The sequence below is a fragment of the Pseudonocardia yunnanensis genome (assembly GCF_039534065.1).
GTDB classification, from domain to species: Bacteria; Actinomycetota; Actinomycetes; order Mycobacteriales; family Pseudonocardiaceae; genus Pseudonocardia; species Pseudonocardia yunnanensis.
Genome location: NZ_BAAAUS010000006.1, coordinates 566295 through 584080, shown reverse-complemented (window position 1 = coordinate 584080; position 17786 = coordinate 566295). Strand labels below are relative to the sequence as shown.

16 protein-coding genes are annotated in these 17786 nt (G+C 70.5%); 7 read left to right on the top strand and 9 right to left on the bottom strand.

From position 1 onward, the window contains the following. Nucleotides 1–47: 47 nt before the first annotated feature. Nucleotides 48–461 carry a GtrA family protein gene (locus ABD743_RS08965; protein WP_344720610.1) on the bottom strand — a complete coding sequence of 138 codons (414 nt, stop codon included), beginning with the start codon at nucleotides 459–461 and terminating at the stop codon, nucleotides 48–50. Nucleotides 462–553: 92 nt separating this feature from the next. Between ABD743_RS08965 and ABD743_RS08960 the strand changes: the two genes are divergently transcribed. Continuing rightward, nucleotides 554–2245 (top strand): DUF885 domain-containing protein, encoded by a 1692-nt coding sequence (locus ABD743_RS08960; RefSeq protein ID WP_344720608.1) that lies wholly within the window; start codon nucleotides 554–556, stop codon nucleotides 2243–2245. Nucleotides 2246–2309: 64 nt separating this feature from the next. Then, nucleotides 2310–4004: a DUF885 domain-containing protein gene (locus tag ABD743_RS08955; RefSeq protein WP_344720606.1), complete on the top strand. Its 1695-nt coding sequence runs from the start codon at nucleotides 2310–2312 to the stop codon at nucleotides 4002–4004. A gap of 12 nt (nucleotides 4005–4016) precedes the next feature. Here the strand turns inward: ABD743_RS08955 and ABD743_RS08950 are convergent, their stop codons facing one another. Then, nucleotides 4017–4616: a DUF1707 SHOCT-like domain-containing protein gene (locus tag ABD743_RS08950; protein WP_344720604.1), complete on the bottom strand. Its 600-nt coding sequence runs from the start codon at nucleotides 4614–4616 to the stop codon at nucleotides 4017–4019. A gap of 140 nt (nucleotides 4617–4756) precedes the next feature. Here ABD743_RS08950 and dprE1 point away from each other — a divergent pair, with 140 nt between their 5' ends. From dprE1 to ABD743_RS08930, 4 genes are all read left to right on the top strand, one after another. After that, nucleotides 4757–6118, top strand: a complete 1362-nt coding sequence (gene dprE1 / locus ABD743_RS08945) for a decaprenylphosphoryl-beta-D-ribose oxidase (protein WP_344720602.1) — start codon at nucleotides 4757–4759, stop codon at nucleotides 6116–6118. Beyond that, nucleotides 6118–6873, top strand: coding sequence for a decaprenylphospho-beta-D-erythro-pentofuranosid-2-ulose 2-reductase (gene dprE2, locus ABD743_RS08940; RefSeq protein WP_344720600.1), 756 nt, complete (start codon nucleotides 6118–6120; stop codon nucleotides 6871–6873). Before dprE1 ends, dprE2 begins: the two co-directional genes overlap by 1 nt. A gap of 67 nt (nucleotides 6874–6940) precedes the next feature. Further along, the gene (locus ABD743_RS08935) at nucleotides 6941–8041 is read left to right on the top strand and encodes a helix-turn-helix domain-containing protein (RefSeq protein ID WP_344720598.1); all 1101 of its coding nucleotides are present in this window, start codon (nucleotides 6941–6943) and stop codon (nucleotides 8039–8041) included. Nucleotides 8042–8055: 14 nt separating this feature from the next. Continuing rightward, on the top strand, nucleotides 8056–8589 hold the full coding sequence (locus ABD743_RS08930) for a PIN domain-containing protein (RefSeq protein WP_344720596.1): 534 nt from the start codon (nucleotides 8056–8058) through the stop codon (nucleotides 8587–8589). 31 nt (nucleotides 8590–8620) lie between these two features. On the opposite strand, the gene ABD743_RS08925 is transcribed toward ABD743_RS08930, so the two are convergent. Next, complete coding sequence (locus ABD743_RS08925) at nucleotides 8621–9547, bottom strand: hypothetical protein (protein WP_344720594.1); 927 nt, start codon at nucleotides 9545–9547, stop codon at nucleotides 8621–8623. Between the two features lie 300 nt (nucleotides 9548–9847). Here ABD743_RS08925 and ABD743_RS08920 point away from each other — a divergent pair, with 300 nt between their 5' ends. After that, a complete protein-coding gene (locus ABD743_RS08920) occupies nucleotides 9848–10213 on the top strand; it encodes a YciI family protein (protein WP_344720593.1) in 366 nt (121 codons plus the stop codon). 53 nt (nucleotides 10214–10266) lie between these two features. Here ABD743_RS08920 and ABD743_RS08915 read toward each other — a convergent pair whose 3' ends face one another. The 6 genes from ABD743_RS08915 to ABD743_RS08890 all read right to left on the bottom strand — a co-directional run bounded on the left by ABD743_RS08915 (nucleotide 10267) and on the right by ABD743_RS08890 (nucleotide 17753). Beyond that, nucleotides 10267–11769 (bottom strand): acyltransferase family protein, encoded by a 1503-nt coding sequence (locus ABD743_RS08915; RefSeq protein WP_344720591.1) that lies wholly within the window; start codon nucleotides 11767–11769, stop codon nucleotides 10267–10269. Nucleotides 11770–11927: 158 nt separating this feature from the next. Further along, nucleotides 11928–12560 (bottom strand): nitroreductase family protein, encoded by a 633-nt coding sequence (locus ABD743_RS08910; RefSeq protein WP_379659031.1) that lies wholly within the window; start codon nucleotides 12558–12560, stop codon nucleotides 11928–11930. Nucleotides 12561–12609: 49 nt separating this feature from the next. Further along, on the bottom strand, nucleotides 12610–14382 hold the full coding sequence (locus ABD743_RS08905) for an arabinofuranosyltransferase AftB family protein (RefSeq protein WP_344720587.1): 1773 nt from the start codon (nucleotides 14380–14382) through the stop codon (nucleotides 12610–12612). Nucleotides 14383–14636: 254 nt separating this feature from the next. Then, nucleotides 14637–15362, bottom strand: a complete 726-nt coding sequence (locus ABD743_RS08900; protein WP_344720585.1) for a class I SAM-dependent methyltransferase — start codon at nucleotides 15360–15362, stop codon at nucleotides 14637–14639. After that, complete coding sequence (locus tag ABD743_RS08895) at nucleotides 15359–16489, bottom strand: glycosyltransferase family 4 protein (protein ID WP_344720583.1); 1131 nt, start codon at nucleotides 16487–16489, stop codon at nucleotides 15359–15361. Before ABD743_RS08895 ends, ABD743_RS08900 begins: the two co-directional genes overlap by 4 nt. 37 nt (nucleotides 16490–16526) lie before the next feature. Continuing rightward, on the bottom strand, nucleotides 16527–17753 hold the full coding sequence (locus ABD743_RS08890) for a lipopolysaccharide biosynthesis protein (protein WP_344720581.1): 1227 nt from the start codon (nucleotides 17751–17753) through the stop codon (nucleotides 16527–16529). Between the last annotated feature and the right edge of the window lie 33 nt (nucleotides 17754–17786).

Sequence of the window (17786 nt, the reverse complement as noted above, 5' to 3'; positions counted from 1 at the left end):
GCACCACCGGTCCGGCGGCCGTGAGCCGCCGGACCGGAAACCGCGGTCTAGCGGCGGAAGACGACGGTGCGGAGCATCACGAAGTTGATGGCCGTGGCCGTGCCCTGGGCGATCACCCAGGCGATGCTCACCCGCAGCGGGATGGCGGGCAGCACGGCGAGCATGAGTGCGTTCATCCCGATGTTCAGGGCGAACGTGGTGCCGTAGAGCAGAACGAAGCCCGCGAACCTGGCGCGGCCCGCCCCGTCGACCGTGAACGTGAAGCGCCGGTTGAGCAGGTACGCGGTGGTGGTGCCGAGGATGAAGCTGATGGCCTTGGCGACGTGCACGTAGGTGCCCAGCGCGAGTAGCCCCTGATAGCTGCCGAAGTCGACCATCGCCGACAGCACGCCGATGGCGACGAACCGGCTCAGCTGCGCGACCAGGCCGAGCTCGGCCGGTGCGGGGCGGGTCGCGGTCACGACACGAGGGTATCCGCCGCGCGTGCCCGGCCGGCGCCTCCCCCGGATGGGTAGCCGGTGCACGAGCCGAGCCCGCCCGGCACGATCACGGGGTGACCACCGAGAACGCCGGCGCTCCCACCGGGGTGCGCGCGCTCGCCGACGACTATGTGCGGCGCCTGTCCGACCTCGACCCCAGGGTCGCCACGATGCTGGGCACCCACCCCGGCGACGACCGGGTGCCCGACCTCTCGCCCGGCGGCCAGGAGGCGATCGACGAGCTCCACCGCTCCGTGCTCGCCGCGCTCCCCACCGCCGAGGTCGCCGGTGACGAGGACCGCCGCTGCGCCCGTCTGCTGCGCGAGCGCCTCGAGGCCCAGCTGGCGGTGAGCGACGCAGGCGAGCATCTGCGGGCGGTGAGCAACATCATCGGTCCGCACATCGAGGTCCGGCAGCTGTTCGAGCTGATGCCGACCACCACCTCCGACGACTGGGCTGTGGTCGCGGGCCGGATGGCGGCGGTGCCGCAGGCCTACGCGGGATACGTCGCGTCGCTCGACGAGGGCTCGCGCCGGGGTCTGCACGCGGCGCCACGACAGGTCGAGACGGCCGTCGGTCAGCTCGACGAGTGGCTCGACGGCCCGCAGGGCTCCTGGTTCCACACGTTCGTGAGGCAGGCCCCGGAGGACACCGACCCGTCGGTGCGGGCCGCGCTCGAGAAGGCTGCCGGAGCTGCGGCTGCCGCCGCTGAAAATCTGCGGGACCACCTCACGCGCGTCTATCTCCCCGCCGCGCAGGGCACGCCCGACGCCGTCGGTGCCGAGCGCTACCGGCTCGGCGCCAGGCTGAGCACCGGCTCGGATCTGGATCTCGCCGAGGCCTACGAGTGGGGCTGGGACGAGTTCCGGCGCCTCGACGCCGAGATGCGCCACGAGGCCGAGAAGGTGCTGCCCGGGGCCACGCCGATCGCCGCAATGCGTCATCTCGACGAGAACGGCGCTGCGGTCGACGGTGTCGAGGAGATCCGTATCTGGCTGCAGAAGATGATGGACACGGCGATGGACGAGCTCGCCGGCACGCACTTCGACATCCCCGCTCCGGTCCGCACCGTCGAGGCCATGATCGCCCCTGTGGGCAGCGCGGCAGCGCCGTACTACACGTTCCCGTCGCTCGACTTCTCACGGCCCGGCCGCACCTGGCTGCCGACGCTCGGAGCGTCCCGCTTCCCGCTGTGGAACCTGGTCAGCACCTGGTACCACGAGGGCGTTCCCGGCCACCACCTGCAGCTCGCCCAGTGGACGTACCTCGCCGACCAGCTCTCGACGTTCCAGACCACGGTCGGGGCCGTGTCGGCCAACATGGAGGGCTGGGCGCTCTACGCAGAGCGGCTCATGGACGAGCTGGGTTACCTGACGCTGCCCGGCACGCGGCTCGGATACCTGGACTGCCAGCAGATGCGTGCGATCCGGGTGGTGATCGACATCGGGATGCACCTGCAGCTGGAGGTCCCCGCGAACTCGCCGCTGCACGCGGGCAAGACCTGGACGCCCGAGGTCGCGCGTGAGTTCTTCGGCGCCAACTGTGGCCGTCCCAGCGCGTTTCTCGACAGCGAGATCGTGCGCTATCTGAGCTGGCCCGGCCAGGCGATCAGCTACAAGCTCGGCGAACGCGCCTGGCTCGCCGGCCGCGACGCAGCCAGAGCCGCCCGCGGAGCGGACTTCGACCTCAAGTCATGGCACGCCGCCGCGCTGTCGCTGGGCAGCCTCGGCCTGGACGACCTGACGGACGAGCTCGCCCGGCTCTGACTGTCCCGATCGCTACCCGGACGGGCCGGATGCGGAGATCGCTCCGGCCCGGCACGATCGTCGGGTGACCACAGTGACCGATGACGGCACCCCCACCGGGGTGCGTGCTCTCGCCGACGACTACGTCCGACGCCTCGCCGACCTCGACACGAGGGTTGCGACCTCGCTGGGCACCCACCCCGGCGACGACCGGGTGCCCGACCTCTCCCCCGACGGCCAGCAGGCCATCGACGATCTCGCGAACACGGTGCTGGCGGAGCTGCCGACGGCCGCGGTGGCCGGTGAGGACGACCGGCGTTGCGCCCGGCTGCTCCGCGAGCGCCTCGAGGCGCAGCTCGCCGTGAGCGACGCGGGTGAGCACCTGCGGCAGGTGCGCAACATCTTCGGGCCGCACCAGCAGGTCCGGCAGCTCTTCGAACTGATGCCCACGGTCACGCCGGACGACTGGGCGGTGGTGGCGCGCCGGATGGCGAAGGTGCCACAGGCGTATGCGGGGTTCATCGCGTCACTCACCGAGGGGTCGCGTCAGGGCCTGCACGCCGCGCCGCGACAGGTCGAGACGGCCGTCGGTCAGCTCGACGCGTGGCTCGCCGATCCACGGGGTTCCTGGTTCCACGCCTTCGTGGCGGATGCACCCGACGGCATCGCGCCTGCGGTGCGCACCGCGCTGGACGAGGCGGCCGGTGCCGCCGCCACCGCGGCCACCGAGCTGCGCGACCACCTCGCCCGCGTGTACCTCCCGGCGGCGCAGGGCACGCCGGACGCCGTCGGCGCCGAGCGCTACCGGCTCGGCGCCAGGCTGAGCACCGGCTCGGACCTGGATCTCGCCGAGGCCTACGAGTGGGGCTGGGACGAGTTCCGCCGTCTCGACGAGGAGATGCGCCGCGAGGCGGACACGATCCTGCCGGGCGCCGGGCCGATCGCCGTGATGCGGCACCTCGACGAGACCGGTGAGGCCGTCGACGGCGTGGAGGAGATCCGCGTCTGGCTGCAGAAGATGATGGACACGGCGATGGACGAGCTCGCCGGCACGCACTTCGACATCCCCGCTCCGGTCCGCACCGTCGAGGCCATGATCGCCCCGGCCGGCAGCGCCGCCGCGCCGTACTACACGCGTCCGTCGCTCGACTTCTCCCGGCCCGGCCGCACCTGGCTGCCGACACTCGGCGCAACCCGGTTCCCGCTCTGGGGCCTGGTCAGCACCTGGTACCACGAAGGCGTTCCCGGCCACCACCTGCAGCTCGCCCAGTGGGCGCATCTCGCCGACCAGCTCTCGACGTTCCAGACCACCATCGGGTCGGTATCGGGCAACACCGAGGGCTGGGCGCTCTATGCCGAGCGGCTGGCCGACGAGCTCGGCTACCTGACCCTGCCCGGCACGCGGCTCGGGTACCTCGACGCGCAGCAGATGCGCGCGATCCGGGTGGTGATCGACATCGGCATGCACCTGCAGCTGGAGGTCCCCGCGAACTCGCCCGTCCACGCGGGCAAGACCTGGACGCCCAAGGTCGCGCGCGAGTTCTTCGGCGCCTTCTGCGGACGGCCCAGTGCGTTCCTGGACAGCGAGATCGTGCGCTACCTCGGCTGGCCGGGCCAGGCGATCAGCTACAAGCTCGGCGAACGCGCCTGGCTCGCCGGGCGGGACGCGGCCAGAGCCGCCCGCGGAGCGGACTTCGACCTCAAGTCCTGGCACGCCGCCGCGCTGTCACTGGGCAGCCTCGGCCTGGACGACCTGACCGACGAGCTCGCCCGGCTCTGACCACTCGGCGGGTCAGAAGTAGTGGCCCGCCAGCCGGTAGCGCCTGCGCACCGTCACCGAGCCCATCCCGGCCCGGCCGTGCACCACGAAGTGGGGCACGCCGGGCCGCCGGATGGACGGGACGCTGCTCTTGACCGTGCCCATCGTGGCCACGACGCGATCGATGTCGGCGGTGGCCTCGTCGGGCACGAGGAGCCGCGCAGAGCCCGCGCCGAGATCCACCTCGATGTCGATCACCGGGTGGCGCAGCGTGGTGTCGCAGAAGTCGAGGACGACCGAGCCCATCGCGCTCTGCAGGCGTAACCGGGCCGGCACGTCCCAGGCGCCACGGCGCTTGATGGTGGACGCTCCGGTGCGCAGCACCACAGCAGGCGCATCAGGCGCCTCGAGGGGCCGGGACGCGGCGAGCGCGGCCTGGTGCGCCCCCGGTAGGTCGGCCAGTGGCGGGCGGAGATCCGCCTCGTATCTGGCCGCGTACACCACCGTGAGTCGCTCCTCCAGCTCCGAGACGGTGATCCGCCCCTCGGCGAGTGCCTGGTGGAGCTGGGCGGCCGCGCGCTCCCGGTCGGCGTCGGAGATCCTGAGTCCCGGCGGGTCCGGCGGCGTGCTCACCACAGCAGGATAGTGCTGACACCACGCCGGGTACTGATTACTCCCGGTGCGCGGATGCTGCTCCGCCGCACGAGGGGAGGCCAGGCGCTCCACGGGGTGGAGCGGCGGTCGCGATCTCTACGGGGAGTAGCCTGACGCGGATGTCCGGAACGGCGAGTCTCCGCGGCTGGGGACGCACCGCGCCCACGATGGCGCAGGTGCTGACACCCAGGTCCATCGACGACGTGAGCGCTGCTGTCACGGCAGCGGGTCCGCGGGGGATCATCGCCCGCGGCCTCGGGCGCTCCTACGGTGATCCCGCCCAGAACGCCGGCGGTGTCGTGCTCGACATGACCGGTCTCGCCACCATCCACTCGATCGACGCCGGCAGCGGAATCGTCGACCTCGACGCCGGGGTCAGCCTCGACACCCTGATGCGCGCCGCGCTCCCGCACGGGCTGTGGGTCCCGGTGCTCCCCGGCACCCGGCAGGTCACGATCGGCGGCGCGATCGGGGCCGACGTCCACGGCAAGAACCACCACACCAAGGGCAGCTTCGGCAACCACGTCCTGTCGCTCGACCTGATCACCGGCGACGGGTCACTCCGCACGCTCACGCCGGACGGCCCGGACGCCGAGCTGTTCTGGGCCACCGTCGGCGGCATGGGTCTCACCGGCGTGGTCGTGCGCGCCAAGGTGCAGCTGCACCGCACCGAGTCGGCGTACTTCGTGGTCGACACCGACCGCACCGCCGACCTCGACGAGCTGATGGCGCTGCTCACCGACGGCTCCGACGACACGTACGGCTACTCCGCAGCCTGGTTCGACACCACCACCACAGGCGCCCAGCTCGGTCGTGCGGTGCTCACCCGCGGCTCGCTCGCCACCGTCGACCAGCTGCCTGCGAAGCTGCGCCACGACCCCCTGAAGTTCGACGCGCCACAGCTGCTGTCGTTCCCCGACGTCTTCCCGAACGGCCTCGCCAACCGCTTCACACTGCGGGCGTTCAGCGAGCTCTGGTACCGCAAGGCCCCCAAGCGCCAGCGCGGCTCGATCCAGAACATCACGAGCTTCTACCAGGTACTCGACCTCTTCGGGGACTGGAACCGGGTGTTCGGCTCGCGCGGCTTCCTGCAGTACCAGTTCCTGGTGCCGTTCGGCGAGGAGCCGACGTTCCGCCGGATCATCGAGCGGATCGCCACTTCACCGCACGCCTCCGGGCTCAACGTGCTCAAACGCTTCGGCGAGGGCAACGGCGCGCCGCTGTCGTTCCCGCAGCCGGGCTGGACGATCACCGTGGACTTCCCGATCGCCCGCGGCCTGCACCACTTCTGCGACGGGCTCGACGAGCTGGTGCTCGGTGCGGGCGGCCGGCTCTACCTCGCCAAGGAGTCCCGGGCGAGCGCGGAGACGATCCGCCGCTGCTACCCGCGCTTCGACGAGTGGCGCAAGGTGCGCGACAACGCCGACCCCTCCGGGGTCTTCACATCCGACATGGCCAGGCGGCTGGAGCTGACGAACTGATGATCGACGCCGTGGGTAACCCTCAGAGCGTGCTGCTGATGGGCGGAACCTCGGAGATCGGGCTGGCCGTCGTGGAGGCCTTCGCCTCCGACCGGCCGCTGCGCGTGGTGCTCGCCGCCCGGCCGTCCGAGCGGCTGGACGCCGCGCGCGCTCGGCTGGAGAAGCTCGGCTGTGCCGTCGAGACGCTCCCGTTCGACGCCCTCGCCCTCGACACCCACGCGGACGTGGTGCGCAAGGCCTTCACCGGCGGCGACATCGACGTCGCACTCGTCGCGTTCGGGCTGCTCGGCGACAACGAGCAGGCGTGGACCGACGTCGACACCGCCGTCGAGCTGGCGCAGGTCAACTACACGGCCGCGGTCTCGGTGGGCGTCGCGCTCGCCGAGCGGCTGCGCGCGCAGGGCCACGGTTCGCTGGTGGCGTTCTCGTCGGTCGCGGGTGAGCGGGCCCGCCGCTCGAACTTCGTCTACGGCTCCACTAAGGCCGGAATGGACGCCTTCTACTCCGGCCTCACCGAGGCCCTGCGCCCGTCCGGTGTGGTCGTCACGGTCGTGCGGCCGGGCTTCGTGCACACCAAGATGACCGAGGGCCGCAAGCCCGCCCCGCTGTCCACCAGCCCCGGGGCCGTCGCCGCCGTGGTGGTCGACGCGGTGCGCAACCGTCGCGAGCTCGTCTGGGCTCCCGCCCCACTACGCGTGCTGATGAGCGTGCTGCGGCACCTGCCGCGCGCGGTGTTCCGCCGCATCCCGGGCTGACGCGCTCACCCGCTCCGGTGGGTTGAACGGTTAACGCTCGCCCGCCGCATGTGCGACTATCGCACATATGCAGGCAGTCCAGGGGTGGCCAGAGGTCGGGGAACGCGTACGCGACATGCGGCTTGCCCGCGGGCTCAGTCAGGCCGCGCTTGCGGAGGAGCTCGGCATCGACCGAACCGCCGTCGTCCGCATCGAAGCCGGTGAACGCCAGGTCTCAGCCCTGGAACTCGGGCATCTCTCGGACATTCTGCGCGTCCCGATCGCTCACTTCGTGACCCAACCACCGGCTGCCGTCACCACGTATCGCACTCTGCTCGCCGACGACCCTGACCAGGGAGCGAGAGACCGGGTTCTGTTGGATGTGGATCTCGAAGCGCATGCGCGAGACGCTGAATGGCTCAAGGACCAAGGTCTGCTCGAAAGGGCCCCGCACCTCATCACACCTGGCCTGGTCGGCGATGCGGAAGCTGCCGTTGAACTGGCTCGTGACGTTCGGAGACAGATCGGCATCCCGTCAGGCTCCCTGGGCCCGTTGGCGGAGGTCGGCGAGCTCTTCGGGCTGTACATCGTCGTGGTCGACCGCGACGTGTCCGGAGCCTCACTTCAGCTGGAGCCAGGATTCGGTGTTGCTGTCATAGGTGGCCACGCACAGCCGGGTCGGAGACGCTGGACCGCCGCACACGAGATCGGCCACCACCTCACGGGCGATGCGTACCACTCCGACGTAGGTGTGGCCGCGAGCGACGCCGAGAAGGAGAAGGTCATCGACGCCTTCGTCGGCGAGTTCCTGCTGCCGACCGACGACGTCCGAGCGGCATGGTCGGGTGCAGCACAGGCCGAGCCGTACTCGCAGCTCGTCCGTATCGCTGCGGAGTACAGACTCTCCTGGTCGTCGACCATAGCTTCGGCCAGTAGGGCCGACGTGATCGATCGCCGGGACGTACAGGGTCTTCGAGCGCGAACCCCCACCCGTGGCGATTTTCTGGAGATCGTCGGGTACGAACCGCCGGCCGACCTCACTCCCGGAACAACGGGTCCTGGGTGGAAGAGGGCGGTTTTCGCTGCATGGCGGAACGGCCGCATTTCGGCCGAGCGCGCTGTCCAGCTCGTTCACAACACGCTGACCGTCGGAGATCTGCCGCAGCTAGAGGTCTTCGTCAAGCAATGACGTCATTTCGAGAGGTGGGCCCCAAGGCGCTGACCTGCGTGTGGGACACGTCCGCACTCCTGCATGCGGCCAGAGCGAGTCGACTGGACGTCCTGGGCGACTTCGTGAAAGGAACATCCGAGCACCCGTGGAATCATTACATCCCGGCGACTGTCGCTGAAGAACTGGCCCAGTTGGGGGCCGCGCCTCCTGACTGGGCGAGCGTGGTCCATGTCGACGGGCTGAGTGAGATCGTTGCTTTTGGCGAGTGGAGCCAGCGATTGGTTGCCGGGCCGCATCATCGAGGCGAGGCTGCTGTTGCAGCATGGGCGCAGAGCCACGCGGCAACGGCGGTGATCGACGACAACGACGCTCGCTTGGTCGCGCAACAGCACGGACTGGATGCGCACGGAAGCATCTGGGTCCTGTGCCAAGCGATCAGCTGTGCTGTCATCTGCGTGTATACCGCCACCAGCTATTGCGATGCGGTGATCAGCCATGGTGCCCGCATGCCGTTCGAGGTCGGAGGATTCGAGGCATGGGTCCGCCGGCAAGGCCTGATCCGCTGACGAGGGCATCTGTCACGAAACCGCCTGACAGCTAGTGTCCGGTCGGCCGAATCCGCTCGGCCGGCCATGACGGCGGTACCGGCTCGCGGGCGTCGCCGTTCACCGGCTTCGCGTGGGGCACGACACCGTCCCAGAAGTACTCGACCCTGACGACCTTCCCGGCCTCGGCGCTCGGATCGTCCACGGGGTCGTAGAAGAGCGACTCGGTGTAGGCGGGCAGGCGCGTCTTCGGGTCGAGGTAGTAGACGGCCTCCACCTGGTTGGAGGCGACACCTGCCATGCCGGGCGTGAGTATGTGCGACTTCCACCTCGCCCCGATCGCCCGGAACGACCAGATCAGCCGCATCATCCCGTCCTGGTTCCCGTCGCGGTCGAGGGCCCGCAGGACGAACGGCATCCGGACGTACTGCCGGCCGTCGCGCTCGACCAGCGAGAGCGTCCCGACACCCGTGTAGTCCGGGTAGTCCTTGTGGATCGCGCCCACGAACGCCGTCGCCTCGTCCGGCGTGAGGCCTGCGGTCAGCACCCCGTCGCTCACGGTGCCGATGATCTCGAGGGTGCTGCTCGCGCTGCCGAACTCGCCCCCGGTGCTGATCGCGCAGCTGCGATCCACCTCGGACCACGTCTTGTCGAACGAATCCAGCAGGTAGTCCTTGCCGCCCTCGCAGACGGTGTTGAAGCCGTCCAGCTCGTGATACGCGAAGTCGTTGGTGCGGAAGTCGATGCCACCGTCGCTGACCGCGGCACGGTAGTCGCCGCCGGTCATGTACAACGGCAGGTCGGCCGCGGTCTCCATTCGGACGTGCAGCACGGGTTGGGTGAGCAGGGCGACCATGCTCTCGTCGAGAAGCTGCCCCGCACTCACCTTGGCGAGATCGGCGTCGGTCAGTGGCTCGGCCCTGTCCAGCGGGCCCGCCGGAGGGTGCACCATGTCGACCGGCGCGGCCTGCCCTGGCACTTCCCTCTCCCACACGGAACAGGCACTGGTGCTGCCGGCAACGAGGAAAGCCGCGACCAGCAGGACGAGCGTCCGAGCCCGTCCGCGACGGTTTCGGAGTGGGCGACCTATATCGCCCATCCACCTGCTGTCGTCCCGCACCCGCGCAAACCCCACAAATGGATCTTGCGCCCAGGGTAGGGCGGTTATCGCACGGGGGTCGGTAGTTCAGGGATGGACGGATGTCGAGAACATGGCGCCGCCTACGACCTGTTCGCGACGGTGCCCGCCCGGGCGTCCGCGATCCGGAGGAGTCGAACCGTGAAATACATGCTGATCATGCAGCTGAACCCCGCGGCGTTGGATGCGCTGACCGAGAAGCAGCGTGAGCAGGTGATGACCGGCCACGGCGCGTTCATGGAGACGATCAAGGCGTCCGGCGAGTTGGTGGAGACGCACGCCCTCGCCGAGCCCGCCCAGAGCGTCGTGGTGCGCGGGCAAGGCGGCGTGCCGGTCGTGACCGACGGCCCGTTCCTGGAGACCAAGGAGTTCATGGGCGGCTTCTACGTGGTGGAGTGCGCGACCCGCGAGCGGGCGATCGAGCTCGCCGGCCTGATTCCGGACTCCGCGATCGACGGACTGGGCGTCGAGGTGCGGCCGATCGTGTTCTCGGCCGGTCCGCAGTAGCTGCGGCGGTACCGGCCTCCTGCCCGCGGCACATCGGGCAGGAGGCCGGCTGCTCAGCCCCCCGCGTTCAGGTATCCCCCGCGCACGTAGAGGGCACGCTCGTAGTCGTCGACGTTCGCCGGCGCCCGCCGCTGGGCGTTGATCAACGCGGCGGCCAGCACCCCGTTCCGGGTGCCCAGGGCGGGTCGGCGCGGAACGGCGAACTCGGCTGACTCGGCCGCCTTCTGGGTGGGGCGGATCTCGCTGTTCGTGCGGGCGGCGAGTGTGCGGCGCGCGGCCGCGATGCGGGCGGCGGTAGCCGTCTGGTGGCCCACGCTGGGCCAGCCGGCGGCGGACCCACCGACGGCACGATGGCGAGGGGCCTTCGACGCCGATGCCACCTCAGCAGGCACCAGCTTGCGCATCCGCCGCCGCGCGGGCTCCTCCACCGCGTGGTAGGCGAGCGCCGCCACTCCGACGGTCGAGACGAACACGAGCACCCCGACGACGTAGGCGAGGACGGTGTCCGGTCCGAGCAACGAGAACTTCCGCAGTGCCAGCCAGTAGATCTCGAACATCGGAATGTGCACGAGGTAGAGGCTGTAGGAGATGCGGCCGCCGTAGACGGCCCACGGGGCCGACAGCACCAACGCCGGGCCCCGGTCCGCCAGGGCCATCGCGGCGACCAGCAGCGGGAACAGCAAGATCACCGCGCCGCCCCGGCCGGGACCGATCAGCTCACCGAGCAGTAGCCCTCCCACGATCATCAGCGGCAGTACCACCGCGAAGGTCGACGCGCTGCGCCGCGCCTTCGACGACGTCCGGCGCGTCCGTCGGACTGCCAGGTACATCAGCGCCCCCGCGCTGAACCCGCAGAGGATGCGCACCACCCAGCTCCACGGGTAGTACGGGCTGCCGGTGGAGAGGTACGCCCACGCGATCGGGGCCATCAGGGCCACGGCTGCGACGCCGAGCACCACGGCGGGGAGGTTGCGCAGCCGGAAGAGCACGAGCACGCCGATCGGGAAGAGCAGGTAGGCCAGCCACTCGGCGCTGATGGACCAGGTGGAACCCACCCAGGACGCCCCGTCGAAGAACGCGTTGTCCCAGAGCTGAACCATGAACAGCTGCTGGATGTACTGCCCGACGCCGAGCTCGGGCTGCACGGCCTGGAACGCGATCTCGGAGTCCGAGCCGAAGACCATGCGGGCCATCAGCCACAAGCCGAACAGGTGGAACACCACCGCGTACACGGGCCAGATGCGGCAGGCCCGCGCCCAGACGAACCGCGCGGTGGCGCCGATGCGCAGTGCCGGCCCCAACTTGTCCATATACGTGTAGGTGATCACGAACCCGCTGAGGACGAAGAACAGGTCGACACCGAGGGCGCCCGCTGTGACCAACGGCCCGAGCGTCGCCGCGACCTCGGCCACCCCCGGCAGCGGGGTGAAATGGAAGTGGAACAGCACGACCCAGACCGCTGCGACGATCCGCAGCCCCGTCAGGCCCTTGAGCTCGCCGGTGAGAACACCGCGACTACCGGACGGGGTGGTGACCCGCTGACCTGCTCTCGTCACGCACGGAAAACGAGGCCTTTCCCTACCGCGGTTCGCCTACCAGCCAGAACGTACCGGGATGGCCAGGGCTGTCACTGCGTGCTGGCGTGTCGTAGGGCCGACCGGGTGGCCGTGCGGCCCCTCGTTCAGCACACAGTGCAACCAGTGACCACTGTCCGCTACCACCGGTCCATGTGCAGAACGGTATCGAGCGGCTCGCGTGTCGCCGCCTTGAACGTGTCACCGGTGTAGTAGGCGGTGGGCAGGAGGACGCCCTGCCGCACGTTCGCCGGGATCCCCAACAGCTCGGAGATCTCCTTCTCGTAGCGCAGATGCAAGGTGGTCCAGGCGCTGCCGAGCCCACGGGCGCGGGCGGCGAGCTGGAAGCTCCAGGCGGCAGGGAGCAGCGAACCCCACAGGCCTGCTTGGTTGCTCGCCGGCAACTCCTGTCCCGCCTCGATGCAAGCGATCACATGCACCGGAACATCGCCCATCCGCTCTGCGAGGTACTCCGCGGAGCTCGTCACGCGGGACTGCACAGCACGCCGTTCCTCGCTGTGGTCAGAAGTGTTGCCGCCGTAGGTCGGGGAGTTGCGGTAGCGGTCGAACTCCTGCCGGTAGTACTTGCCGATCTCGGCCCGGAGCCCGGGGTCGGTGACGACCATCCAGTGCCAGCTCTGCCGGTTGCCTCCGGTGGGAGCCTGGACGGCGACCTCTAGGCACTCCCGGATGATCTCGATCGGCACCGGTCGGTCCAGATCGAGGCGCTTACGAACGGAGCGCGTGGTGCTGAGGAGCTCGTCGGGAGACAGCGGCAGAGTCATGCCCTGATCATGCCTCGCGCCGCCCCGACTGGCAGCGTCATTCGGCGGTGCGGCACTCCGCAGCCGCGCGCGGGTCGCGCGGGTACCGGTAGGACGTGCGCTCCCATGCCCCGGTCAGGTTGTCCCAGAACCGCTGCGCGGTGAGCGGAGCCCGCACCGAGTCGAGCAGCTCCTGCGTGCGCGGACACGCGAGCGCGGCGCGGGCCGCGGCGACACCGCCGGGGTCGACGAACCCGGTGTCGCCGGTGACGCCGCTGTCGGCGAGGAACCACTCGGGCGGCAGGTCCTTGTCGTGGCCGATGCGCCCGTCCGGCACGCCGGTGGCGTGCGCGGCGAGCGGGTTGGTGAGTCCGACGCCGTCGAGCACCGTGGTGGACAGTGGCGCGAGCTCGCCCGTGACGCCGAGGTTCAGCCAGACGATCGTGTCGCGGGCGTGGTCCGCCGGCTTCGGGAACAACCACCAGCGGAGCCCGTCGTCACCCGGCCCGGCCACTGCCAGCGATGGCGCAGGCGCATCGCGAAGGGCTGCCACCCCCTCGGGTGCCACGGGGTGGCCGAGGAAGTCCTCGCTGGTCACGGGGTTGGGCTTGCCGACCAGGACCACGTAGTAGAGGCGTTCGTTGGCGATCCAGTTGGGACCGAGCGTGTCGTAGGCGGGCCGCATGCCCAGCACACAGGCGAGCGCCCACACCGCCATCCCGACCGCGGGGAGCACTGTCCACCGGGTGAACGGCACCGCCATGACCGGCAGCACCAGGCAGAACAGGGCGGGGAGCAGCATCCGGCCGTGCATGAAGTCGCCACCCACCCTGGTGACGTAAAGGGCGAGCAGCGCAGCGCCCAGCACGGGCACGGCCAGCACCAGGACGGTGGCGAGGCGCATCCAGCCCGAGGGCCGCGGGGCGGCACCCCGGCGCCCGTACAGAACCGCCACCACACCGACGAGCAGCACCAGCAGCGGGATCCACAGGCGATACGGCTCGATCAGGTCGAGCAGGTAGTACACGCCCTGCTGCCAGCGCGCCACGCTCGCTTCCTTGGCCAGCGCCGTGGACGGCACCAGCAGCCCGTAGAAGCCGGCCCGGAACACCTCGTAGACCAACGGCACCGCGACAGCCACCGCACCGAGCCCGACGAGGCGACGCCACCCTCGCCGGATCTCCAGCGCCACCAGCGCGACCGCCACGAGCAGCCCGAACAACGCGAGGTCGGGGCGCACGAGCGGCGCGAGCCCGAGCACGAGAGCGAGCGGCCACGCCCGGCCCGCGTTTCCGGTGCGTGCGGCGACGAGGCGTCCGACGAGCAACCACCACGTGAAACCGAGCCACCCGACGATCAGGCCGGTCTCCAGCCCTGACGTGCCGAAGTCCCAGAACGGCGGCAGGGAGACCACGACGAGTGCCCCGAACGGGATCATCAGCCGTCGGCCTGCGAAGAGCCTCCGCGATGCGTCGAGTCCGAAGCCGACGCCGGCGACCGACAGCAGCAGCCCGAGGACCACCGCCGCCCAGTTGAGCGACAGCCAGGGCAGCAGCCCCGGGATCGCCAGGAGCGCGGTCCACAGCGTGGAGGTGTTCGCCTCGACACGCTCGCCGACGTTGAAGACCGGGCCCTCGCCCGCGACCAGCTGACGCACGGTCCGCAGGACGATCAGACCGTCGTCGCTCATCCAGCGGCGGTGCCAGATCAGCGTGGCGAAGACCAGCAACGTCAGCCCGAACAGCGCGATCGTCCACGGGGATCGGGAGGAGGGAATCGGCGTGGGGCGCGGTTCGGCCGCCGCTGGGCCTGCCTGCAGGACCGCGCTCATCGCTCGCCCTCGCTGCGCTCGGCCGGCGCTTCGCGAAGGCGCTGTGACACTGATTCGCTCGCAAGCTCGCTCATCGCTCGCCCTCGCTGCGCTCGGCCGGCCCAGGACATGCCGTTACAGCGCGCGGGCGCTGTGTCACTGATTCGCTCGCAAGCTCGCTCACCCGGACTCCCCCCACGCGCCCAGATGCCCGACGCTCGCCGAAAGCGGACATCATCATGGTGCCGGGCACCACTGGGAGGGGAACGTCCGGGTCAGGATGAAGCGGGAGCCTTCAGGACGAATACGGACGATTCGCCGGAGCCCGGGCGGAGGAACAGGCGTCCGGCCAGGAACTGTGCGAGCGCCGGAACGGCGTGCAGCCCCGCGTCGACGAGCTTCGGGAGCTTGCCGTACGGCACGTTCCACAGCCCGTCGCTGCCCTCGCGAACCACGGTGAAGCCCGCGTCGGCGAGTACCGTGCGCCACTCGCCGTGGGGCTTGAGGTTGACGTGCGTGGGGTCGCGGTAACCGTTCCAGCCGTCACCGGCCAGCGCACGGCCCTTGCCGGCAGGGTCCGGCATGACGACCAGCGCCCGCCCGCCCGGCACCAGCACCCGCCGCCAGCATGCGAGCACCGCCGCGACCGTCTCGTCGTCGAGGTGCTCCAGCACATGAACGGCCGTGAGGCCGCGGAAGGCGCCGCCCGGGATCGCGTCGAGCGTGGTGTGCACGTCGCAGCCCGGCGCGGTCTCCCTGGCCATGCGGGCCGAGTAGGGCGAGATCTCGAAGCCGGACGCCGGTCCGTGCGCGGCGAGCCTGCGCAGCAGGTGACCGGTGCCGCAGCCGAAGTCGAGGTAGGGGCCCTGGCCGACGTAGCGCCGGACCATCCGGACGTACCAACGCAGCGCAGGCCGGTCGCCTGCCTGGCCGTTGTTGTCGTAGTAGTCCGCGTCGTAGTGGTCGGGTGAGCCGGCGACTGGCTCGAACTCCGTGCTCATCGGGTGCTCCTGAGGTGGTGTGCCGCCTTGTCGATCAGGACCTCGTAGCCGTCGAGCACTGCGGAGACCGAGAACGCGCGGTGTGCCTGTGCCGCCCCTGACGCCCGGTCGGGCGGGTTGGCCTGGAAGGCACGCAGCGCGCGGGTGATCGCCGCGGCGTCTCCGGGCGGGACGACGGTACCGAAACCGGTCTGCGCCACCGGCTGCCGGACGCCGGGGATGTCGCTGGAGAGCACGGGGACACCGGCCAGCATCGCGACGGCCTGCACGATGCCGAACGCCTCGAAGGCGTTGACCGACGGCAGCGTGAAGACGTCCAGCGACGCGTAGAAGTCACCGATCCGCTGCTCGGGGACGAACCCCATCAGCCGGATCCGGTGGTCGTCGCCGATCGCCTCCCGCACCTGGTCGACGACGCTGCCACCCGCGACGTGGGTGAAGTCGCCACCGATCAGCAGGCGGGCGTCGGGATCGGGTAGCGCGCGGAAACCGCGGACCAGGTACTCGAGGCCCTTCTCCCGCACGATCCGGCCCAGGAAGCCGACGTGCAGCCCGTCGGTCTCGCGGTAGCTCGGCTCGCCCGTGGGCGGCGGTGAGCACGGTGGCGGGACGACGACCATCGACGGCTCGATCGACGGCCACATGCGGCTGTTCCGGGCGTAGTCCTCGCTGGTGACGGTCACGACGGCCGACCGGGACATCGCGAGCCGGTTCGACGCGTCGACGACGAGCCGCTGCGCGGTGTTGACGAGACCAGGCGGCAACGTCACGTCGCAGTGGTAGGTCGACACGATCGGGGTGCGCATCCCGGCGGCGATCGCCCCGGCCTCCAGCATGGGCAGCTGGAGCGAGCCCACCGCGGCTCTCCCCATCGCGGCACGGGCCAGGCGCACGAACTGCGGGCTGATCACTCCGCGGCCGAGCCGGGCGAGCACCGGGGCACGCAGCACGCGCACCCCGTTGATCTCCTCCTCGCGCGGCAGCGACGTGTCGTAGCGGCTGGTGACCACGGTGACCCGCTTGCCGCGGGCGGCGAGGCCCTCGGCGATGTCCCGCGCCATGTTCGTGAGGCCCGAGACGTACGGGGCGTAGTAGGTCAGCGCGATGACGAGGTCGTCGCGGCGCATGCCGACACGGCGACCTGGACGGTCTCGATGCTGCTCCTCAGGCGACACTCTGCAGCTCCCGTTCCCGTCGGCCGCTCAGCACCAGCGCGGTGGCCACGAGCCACCCCACGAGGGAACCGAGCAGGAAGGCCAGTTCGGCACGCAACAGCAGGTCCGGCACCAGTGCGAGCACCACCCCGGCGACGAGCAGCCCGGACAGCCAGCTCCACGCCACCAGCTTGTGTCGCACGGACGCGACGAGCACCTGCGTGACGAGAACCAGCCCGATGTAGGTCGCGACCCCCACGGCGAGCAGGGCGATGTGTGATCCGGGCAGGACGTACGAGGCACCGAAGATCAGCTGGACGAGCCACGGCCCGAGCAGGTACCCGAGCCCGAAAGCGGCTGCGGCCAGCACGAGCAACCCCAGCGAGAGCCGCCGGACCAGGCGGTGGAGCGCGGCGCGGTCGCCCGAGTGCAGGATCGAGGTGAACATCGGCAGCAACGCGGTCTGCAGCGGCACCACGAGGAACAACGGGATCCGGGCGAGCGTGAACGCCGCCAGGAACTGGCCGGCGCGCGTGACGTCAACCTGATTCTGTGCGAGCACCGGAACGAGCACCGGCGGCCCGTTGAGCAGCAGCTGCGCGCAGAGCGATCCCATCAGCAGCGGCGCGACCGCGGCCCAGATCGTCCGGGGGGTGAGCCAGCCGGCGGCAGGGTCGGGTTCGGTGGCGGCACGGGTACGGCGGCGCAGCAGGGAGAGCAGCTGCGGGGCGTGCGCCAGCCCGATGGCCACCACCAGCGTCCATGCGAAGGCAGGGCTGCCCGGGGTGGCGATCAGCGACGCGACGAGCGCGGCCAGGCCGACCCGCAGGGCGGAGTCGAGGAGCATGATCGCCGCGTGCCGGCCCATCCGGTCCATCCCGATGAGCGCGCCGCGCACCACGAACTGACCGGCCGACACCAGGCACAGCACGCCCATCGCCACAACGGTGACGGCCTGGCCGCCGAATGCCCTCGACAACACCGGCCAGCCGAGCGCGACCACCGCGAGCATGGCGACCGCCATGGTCGCTGCCGTGAGCAGGACGGCGCGGAGCACACCGAGCGGCCTGCCGGGCGTCTGCAGCAGGCGGGCGGTCTCCTGCTCGATGGACAGGAACATCCCGAACCCGGCCACCTGCGCGAGCGACCAGAAGGCGCCGAAGTACGCGTACTCGGCCGCTGTGAGACTGCGCGCGACGATCGCGAGATAGACGTTGAGGAGCAGGCCGGACGCCACGATCCCGAGGACGACGAGCCCGACAGACCGAAA

Excerpts from the sequence above, each read along its gene's own strand:
- dprE1 (WP_344720602.1), top strand. The coding sequence starts at position 4,757 with ATGTCCGGAACGGCGAGTCTCCGCGGCTGGGGACGCACCGCGCCCACG.
- dprE2 (WP_344720600.1), top strand. The coding sequence starts at position 6,118 with ATGATCGACGCCGTGGGTAACCCTCAGAGCGTGCTGCTGATGGGCGGA.
- ABD743_RS08935 (WP_344720598.1), top strand. The coding sequence starts at position 6,941 with ATGCAGGCAGTCCAGGGGTGGCCAGAGGTCGGGGAACGCGTACGCGAC.
- ABD743_RS08905 (WP_344720587.1), bottom strand. The coding sequence starts at position 14,382 with ATGAGCGCGGTCCTGCAGGCAGGCCCAGCGGCGGCCGAACCGCGCCCC.
- ABD743_RS08900 (WP_344720585.1), bottom strand. The coding sequence starts at position 15,362 with ATGAGCACGGAGTTCGAGCCAGTCGCCGGCTCACCCGACCACTACGAC.
- ABD743_RS08895 (WP_344720583.1), bottom strand. The coding sequence starts at position 16,489 with ATGCGCCGCGACGACCTCGTCATCGCGCTGACCTACTACGCCCCGTAC.